Raw genomic sequence first — 8,520 nt, 5'->3', positions numbered from 1 at the left:
ATCGGGCGCAACCAATAAGAACGTCACGTGGAGTACGAGCGATCCAAGTGTAGCGACGGTAGCCAATGGAGTCGTAACACCAGTGGGAGCCGGAACGGCGGTCATTACGGTGACGACGGCCGATGGCGGCTTCACCTCAACAAGTACGGTAACGGTAACGAATGCGGTTATCCCGGTGACGGGTGTGACGCTTGATCAATCTACATTGAGTCTGTTAGCGGGCGGAGCAACTGGAACGCTGTCGGCAACAGTTAACCCTACAGGTGCAACCAATAAGAACGTAACGTGGAGTACGAGTGACCCGAGCATAGCGACGGTTGCGAACGGTGTCGTGACACCAGTGGGAGTTGGTACGGCAATCATTACGGTGACGACGGCCGATGGCGGCTTCACCGCAACAAGCACGGTGACGGTCACGAATGTAGCCGTTCCAGTAACGGGAGTGACGCTTGATCAACCGACGTTGAGCCTAACAGCGGGCGGAATGACCGGAACGCTGACAGCAACGGTTAACCCAGCGGGAGCAACCAACAAGAACGTAACGTGGAGTACGAGCGATCCGAGCGTAGCGACGGTAGCCAATGGCGTCGTAACACCAGTAGGAGCCGGTACCGCGATTATAACGGTGACGACGGCCGATGGCGGCTTCACCGCGACAAGCGCAGTGACCGTTACAAATGCGGTTATCCCGGTAACAAGTGTAACGTTGGATCAATCGGCATTGAGCTTGCTGGCGGGCGGAGTAACCGGAACGCTGACGGCGACGGTTAATCCTTCGGGCGCAACCAACAAGAATGTCACGTGGAGCACGAGCGACCCAAGCGTAGCGACGGTTGTTAATGGTGTCGTAACACCAGTAGGAGCCGGTACGGCGACGATTACAGTGACGACGGTCGACGGCGGCTTCACCGCAACGAGCGCAGTGACCGTTACAAATGCGGTTATTCCGGCAACAGGAGTAACGCTGGACCAACTGACGCTGAGTCTGCTCGCTGGCGGAGCAACGGGAACGTTGACAGCCACGGTTAACCCTGCAGGTGCAACCAACAAGAACGTAACATGGAGTACGAGTGACCCGAGCGTAGCGACAGTTGTGAACGGCATCGTGACGCCAATCGGAGTCGGTACAGCGACGATCACGGTGACGACGGTGGACGGAGGCTTCACCGCGACAAGCACGGTGACGGTCACGAATGTAGCTGTTCCGGTAACGAGCGTAACGTTGGATCAACCGACATTGAGCCTGATTACGGGTGGAGCAACTGGCAAGCTGACAGCGTCGGTTAACCCTGCCAGTGCAACGAATAAGAATGTTACCTGGAGCACAAGTGATGCTAGCGTAGCAGTAGTAGCTAATGGTGTCGTAACGCCAATGGGAGCTGGAACGGCGACGATCACGGTCACGACAGCCGACGGCGGTCTCACTGCAACAAGCACGGTAACGGTTACGAATGCGGTTATCCCGGTAACGGGCGTAACGTTGGATCAACCGACGTTGAGTTTGACAACAGGTGGAGCAACGAAAACGCTGACGGCAACGGTTAATCCGAATAATGCAACGAACAAGAACGTCACTTGGAGCACGAGCAATCCGAGCGTAGCGACGGTGGCCAATGGCGTTGTGACACCAGTAGGAGCCGGCACGGTGACGATTACAGTGACAACGGCCGATGGAGGCCTGATCGCAACAAGCACGGTGACTGTTATGAATGCGGTTATCCCGGTGACGGGCGTGACATTGAATCAGCCGGCACTGAGTTTACTGGTCGGCGGAGCAACCGGAGCGCTGACGGCAACGGTTAATCCGACGAATGCAACAAACAAGAACATCACATGGAGCACGAGTGATGCTAGCGTAGCGACGGTGGCCAATGGCATTGTAACGCCAGTGGGAGCTGGCAAGGCGAACATTACAGTGACGACGGCTGATGGCGCGTTCACTGCAACAAGCACGGTAACGGTCACTTCTAATTCAGGAGGCGGCCCTTCGACTCCTTCGACGCCTTCGACTCCTGTAACGGACACACCGGATGACAGCATTAACATCCTTGTTAACGGCAAAGAAGAGAAGATAGGCAAGAAGCATATTACCAAAGAGAATGGCCAAACGATTACGACAGTTACGGTCGATCAGGCCAAGCTGGAAGAAAAGCTGGCCTCGCAAGAGAACGGTGCGGTAATCACGGTATCGGCAACCAACACGTCCGATGTTGTCGTGATCGAGCTGAATGCACAGATGGTTCAGAATATGGACGGCAAACGGTCGGTTCTCGTCATTCGTACGAATCGCGCCACGTACACGGTTCCTGCAGATCAGATCAACATCGGAGCGATTGCGGATCAGTTCGGAAACGCAATTGCGATGAAAGACATTAAGGTGAAGATTGAAATTGCAGAACCATCGGCAGATATGAAGAAAAAGGTGGAAAAAGCGGCGGAAGAGGGATCATTCTCTGTCGTAGTCCCGCCGGTCACGTTTACGATTTATGGCACGTACGGTGATAAGACGATCGAAATCTCGAAGTTTAACGTGTATGTAGAACGCATTATTCCGATTCCGGACGCTGTCGACCCGAATCAAATTACGACGGGCATCGTCGTGGAGCCGAACGGTTCTAAACGTCATGTACCGACTGTTATCGGACTTGCCGACGACGGTAAACAGTATGCGATTATCAACAGTCTTACGAACAGCACGTATACGATAGTCTGGCATCCGGTCGAGTTCAGCGACGTTGCGAACCATTGGTCGAAAGACGCGGTGAACGACATGGGTTCACGGTTCATCATCGAAGGTGTGGGCAACGGAATGTTCAATCCGAACCAGGATATTACCCGTGCAGAATTTGCAGCGATTATGGTTCGTGCACTGGGCCTCGAGCTGGAAGAGGGCAATGCGCCGTTCACGGACGTAAGTCCGAACGCTTGGTATAACCGTTATATCAATACGGCGTATAAGTATCATCTCATTAGCGGATTCGAGAACCAGACGTTCCGGCCGAATGACAAAATTACGCGGGAACAAGCGATGGTCATCATCGCGCAAGCGATGAAGGTGACCAATTTAAAAGCGATGCTGCCTGCGCAATCTGCAGATGTTGCTCTTCAGCCGTACTCGGATGTTGCTAATGCTTCTGCGTGGGCGCTAAGCAGTATTGCTGACAGTGTTACATCGGGCATCGTAACAGGCCGAAGCGGTGCGAAGCTTGCTCCGAAAGACAATATTACAAGAGCCGAGGTTGCAGCAATCGTTCAACGCTTGCTGCAGCAATCCGGACTAATCTAATCCAGTAAGTGACAAAACGTCCGCCTCCCGGGTTCCGGGGGCGGACGTTTTGTTTGATAGTCTTATAAAGTTCGTTTAGGGACCGCACCGTCGTCGTCATAGACGAATGGGCGGTTTTATTACGTTTCTCCTCCTTCAAGGGAAGCTTTCAGGACAGATACGAACTCAGCCGCCGTCAATGACGGGGGCATTCCGTGCAGCGTCGCAAGCGCGATCGTTCGGCGTGGTATCGGCATCGTGGTCGGAATCTCGAACAGTGTGCCTTCCCGCAGCTCTTGCTGAATGAATTCGCGTGCAACACAGGCGATGCCGAAGCCGAGCTCCGCGAACTCAATGATGAGTCCGACGCTGCCAAGCTCAATATCGGCATCGACCGTAACGCCCTGCGCGGCGAACCACTGGTCAATACCGATACGGGTGCTGCTGCCAGATGAGAGAAGGAGCATTGGATGAGCCCGCAGCTCTTCAGCTGTTAACGGCCCGCAATCCGACAGGCGTCGATAGGACTCTCCCGCGACGAACACGGGCTGCACATGAATCAGCGGCTGAATCTCAAGCCGCTCTTCGTCGACGGGGAGATGAACGAGGCCGCAATCGATCTGCCCTTCTTGCAGCCTTCGCACGATATCTGACGTTTTGCCATGAGACAGGCGCAGATGGACGTTGGGGTGGCGCGACATGAAGGTGTGCAGATGCGGCTTCAAGAGATGCTTGAACATTGAATCGCTGGCCCCGATTCGCAGTTCTCCAGCTTCGAGCCGTTTGATCGCCCGGAGCTTGTCTTCCCCTGCCTCCAGCATGGCGAAAGACTGCTCGACGTACTGGAATAAAGCTTTGCCTTCTTCCGTCAGTGTCACACCCTTGGACTGACGGTGAAATAATTTTATCCCGAGCGCTTCCTCCAATTGTTTGATCGCATAGCTGACGGACGGCTGCGTGATATGAAGCACTTCTGCCGCTTTAGTAAAATTGCCGGTCTGAGCGGTGTGATAGAACACGCGATAACTTTCTAGATGAAAAAATGGAGTGATATCAATCACCTCTATGCCTTAATGTGAAAAGCTTGATTTCCTCTATTTCGTTACGGTGATTATACTAGATACCAATTCATGATTACAATGACTGGGGTGATCACTGGCATGACAGAGATACGGGGACTTTTATTTGATTTGGACAATACGCTGCTTGACCGGACGCGGACATTCGGCCGCTTCGCCGAACGGTTTACGGACACTTTTTTGCCGCACATTACGAAGATAGAGGAGAGAAGTCGGATCATCGCGGATATTATCGAACGGGATGAGGACGGGTATAAGGATAAGCCGTTGCTGTTCAAGGAACTGCGGTCTGTGCTGCCATGGAAGAAGGGGATGAAGCCATCGGCGGACGAATTGTTGCGTTTCTATCAATCGGTCTATGTGAACAGTGCGGTTCTAATGGAGGACGCAGAAGAAATCTTAAGCTATTGCAAGAAGAAGTATAAAGTAGCACTTGTTACAAACGGGAAAACAGCTATTCAGTATGGCAAAATCGACAACCTTGGATTGCGCGGATATTTCGACGCTATTGTCGTGTCGGAAGAGGCGGGCATTAAAAAGCCTGACCCTGCCATATTCGCAAAGGCGCTGGCCGAATTGTCGCTTACTCCGGAGCAGTGCGTCTTCATCGGCGATCATCCGGTTAATGATATAGCCGGAGCCGCACGAGCGGGGATAAACGGGATCTGGATGAAGGTGAACCAGCCGTGGCAGGACGAGGCTGGACCAGCACCGTTTACGGTGACGGGATTATGGGAGCTTTTGCAGGTTATATAGTGTTTTGAACGGCCCGATATTCGATAGCAGGATCATCTAACCACACCTCCTTCAGGTGTGGTTTTTTTGGGATACAAAGATTGACAAAGAATTTAAAACTTTAAACTCGGTGTGCGTTTCTTGCATAAATCCAAGTTATTCGACAGCATCGATCAAAAAACTCTATTTTTTGGTTGATTTCGTAGATTCGTTAGTAAATAATAGAAAAGGTCATAGAACTAAATACCTATGTCTTATAGGATTAAAGTTTTATGAAGTAGGGCTGACATCTTATAGAGAATACTTCATGTTTACATGTTTGTATATTTTGAGGAGAGGAATGAAAAGATTGGGAGTTTCAAAGAAAGTATACGCTGCTATGAGGTTGATCATGGCAGTGCTGATTATCGTCGGTGTTGTTGTGCCATCGGCAGGACAATCGGCTGAAGCGGCATCGACGCCTTCATTCGTGGTAGACGTGAATAAGGCACAGATGAACTTTAATACGCCTACTGCTTGTACGGGAGGCAAAAACCCGAGCGTAATCGGGGAAACCTGGAATGTGAATGACCAGTGCTTCTATACGAATGTGTTTACGGGAAAGGACACGAACAACGTTACGCTGCAAGTCGATGCGGTCGTTACGATTCAAAGCATCGATGCTAAAGCGCATATTAACGTGTTCGACTTGCCGGATGCGCAGTATGACGGGCGGTTTAATCCGGTTATCTATACTGAAGGCTCGGGCTGGACGGGGTATGAGGGCGTAAATTTTAACGTTCAATTTTATAATCATACGTCCGGTCTTACTCTGGCTTCCATCGGACAGGCGGATAAGGTCAATCTACTGGACTTTTTTTTGACGGTTATCGATATCGACGGCAACTCCTCGAGTCTGACCGAATACGTGGAGATTTCAGGATTCCAAAGCTATCAGGTCGATAAAAATACGGCGCTTCAAATGTCGAAGACGTCAACAGGACAAGTACGGTTCAGAGGCATATCGACGAATGTTAACGGGCTCGCCTTCCAATCGAATGACTCGGTTATCGCGTACTACTCCCAGCCGATTCAGTCCCTTAACGTCGTAGGCGGCAACACTGGTCCTCTTGGAACCGCCAACAGTGCATCGCAGCGGCAATTCTCGTATGACTTCGGCGCTTCAGGCGGCGTAACGGGGTCATCCTTTTCGGCTGCGGTAACGCACCCGACGCTTTCGGTTTCAATCGATGACGGCGGTGCGGGCAGACTGTATCCGAATGCGGGCAACAGCCAATTGACGGCTGTTCCGATTAGCGGCGTCACGACGATCGAAGCGACAAGATCGGTTACGCTCACGATTAAGAATAGCGGCGGCACGACCATCGGAACGACGTCGGCTGTCATCGCGGCAGACGGATCGTACCGGACAACCGTTAATGCAAGCGGGTGGACCAGAGGTCCGATTACGGTGACGGCTTCCGGCTCGAACGCTGCCGGTGTCGCAGCGGATCCGGAGACGGCATCGGCTAAGATGAACCGAATTCCGGCAGCAGCGGCGCAAAGCGTAACGACAGCAGAAGATACTGCGAAGACGATTACGCTTGCAGGAACGGATGCGGACAGCGATACGCTCACCTATGAGATATCGAGTAATCCGCTGCATGGAACGCTCAGCGCGCTGAGCGGCAATAATGTAATTTATACACCGGATGCCAATTATAACGGTACAGACACGTTTTCTTTCATTGCGAAGGACGGATTTGAATCCAGCGTACCTGCGCAAGCTTCCATTACGGTCACGGCGGTCAACGACATGCCTGTCGCAGATGCGAAACAGTTGACGATTCCGCAAAATGCGTCACACGCGGTTACACTTAGCGGTTCGGACGCAGACGGCGATCCATTGACGTACGCCATCCAAGGCAGCCCGTCGCATGGTACGCTCGGTCCGGTGAATGGATCGCAAGTGACGTACACGCCGGCTCCAGGCTATGTCGGAACGGACAGCTTTACTTATATTGCGAAGGACAACCATAGCGGCAACAGCGCGCCGGCAACGGTCGATTTGACGATAACCGCCGTTAATAGCGCGCCTGTGGCTGATGCACAGCAGGTGTCGACGAACGAGGATATGCCGGTTGGGATCACGCTGACCGGATCGGATGCGGACGGAGATTCCTTAACGTATTCGATTCAAACAGGCCCTCAACATGGTACGCTCGGCCCAATTAGCGAATCCCATGTGACGTATACGCCAGGGCCGAACTATTCGGGAACGGATCAATTTACGTTTGTTGCCAATGACGGCAACGGCGGCGTTAGCGCACCGGCAACGGTCGATATTACCGTTACGGCCGTTAATGATAGCCCAGCGGCATTTGATCAGTCGGTGACGACGGCAGAGGACACGCCTGTTGGGGTCACGTTATCGGGAACAGATGCGGACGGCGACGCACTCAGCTATGAGATCATGGATCAACCGCAGCATGGAACGCTTGGTGCGGTGAACGGGTCGCAAGTGTTGTATACACCGAATGCGAACTATAACGGAACGGACACTTTTACGTTCGTTGCGAAAGATGGCAATGGCGGAACGAGCACACCTGCGACTGTAACGGTTACGGTGACACCTGTAGAAGATCCGCCAGTGGCGAATCCGCAGCATTTGACGACGGATGAGGATACGCCGACCGCGATTACGCTCGTCGGAATCGATCCGGATGGGGATAGCTTGACTTACGCGATTACGAACGCGCCGACGAATGGCACGTTGAGTGCGATTAGCGGTTCGATCGTAACGTACACGCCGAACGGCGGATTTAGCGGTTCGGACAGCTTTGAATTCACGGTTGACGATGGACACGGCAATGTAAGTGCGCCTGCAACCGTAAGCCTTACCATTTCAAGCGTTAATCACGCACCTACAGCATTTGCTCAACAAGTGACGACGGATGAGGATACGCCAGTTGCTATTACACTGACTGGAACCGATCCGGATGGGGATAGCTTGACTTACACGATTACGGGCGGTCCAGCTAACGGTACGTTAGGGGCGTTGACGGGTTCGGATGTAACCTACACGCCAAACCCAGGCTACACCGGAGCGGACAGCTTTACATTTAAAGTAAGGGACGGCGCGGGCTTGGAAAGTGCGCCAGTAACGGTTGACATTACGGTTAACCCAGTCAACCACGCGCCAGCGGCAGCGGGACAACAAGTGACGACGGATGAAGATACGGCGGTCACGATCACGCTGGCAGGAACCGACTCGGATGGCGACGCGCTGACGTTCGAGATTGGTACGCAACCATTACACGGTACACTGAGTACGGTGAACGGCAATCAAGTCATTTACACGCCGAGTGCTGGTTATGTGGGAGCGGACAGCTTCACGTTCGTTGCGAAAGACGGCAACGGCGGAACGAGCGTGGCAGCGACGGTCGACATTACGGTAAACTC

The 8,520-nt window shown here is 52.8% G+C and carries 4 protein-coding genes; 3 read left to right on the top strand and 1 reads right to left on the bottom strand.

The window, feature by feature from the left end; translation table 11 throughout:
• Positions 1-3,286, top strand: a 3,286-nt coding sequence (locus PKO01S_RS29540) for an Ig-like domain-containing protein (RefSeq protein WP_127534713.1), incomplete at its 5' end; no start/stop codon positions are given.
• Positions 3,287-3,405: 119 nt separating this feature from the next.
• Here the strand turns inward: PKO01S_RS29540 and PKO01S_RS27920 are convergent.
• On the bottom strand, positions 3,406-4,326 hold the full coding sequence (locus PKO01S_RS27920; RefSeq protein WP_407669723.1) for a LysR family transcriptional regulator: 921 nt from the start codon (positions 4,324-4,326) through the stop codon (positions 3,406-3,408).
• Between the two features lie 99 nt (positions 4,327-4,425).
• Between PKO01S_RS27920 and PKO01S_RS27915 the strand changes: the two genes are divergently transcribed.
• Both PKO01S_RS27915 and PKO01S_RS27910 read left to right on the top strand, forming a co-directional pair.
• Positions 4,426-5,100: an HAD family hydrolase gene (locus PKO01S_RS27915; RefSeq protein WP_164779820.1), complete on the top strand. Its 675-nt coding sequence runs from the start codon at positions 4,426-4,428 to the stop codon at positions 5,098-5,100.
• Between the two features lie 370 nt (positions 5,101-5,470).
• Positions 5,471-8,520 (top strand): Ig-like domain-containing protein (locus PKO01S_RS27910; protein ID WP_164779819.1); only part of this gene is annotated, 3,050 nt, incomplete at its 3' end.

Source organism: Paenibacillus kobensis NBRC 15729, assembly GCF_004000825.1.
Taxonomy (GTDB): domain Bacteria; phylum Bacillota; class Bacilli; order Paenibacillales; family Paenibacillaceae; genus Paenibacillus_T; species Paenibacillus_T kobensis.
The sequence above is the reverse complement of the archived record's forward strand: the minus strand, read 5'-3'. Positions and strand labels throughout refer to the sequence as shown.

Excerpts from the sequence above, each read along its gene's own strand:
- PKO01S_RS27915 (WP_164779820.1), top strand. The coding sequence starts at position 4,426 with ATGACAGAGATACGGGGACTTTTATTTGATTTGGACAATACGCTGCTT.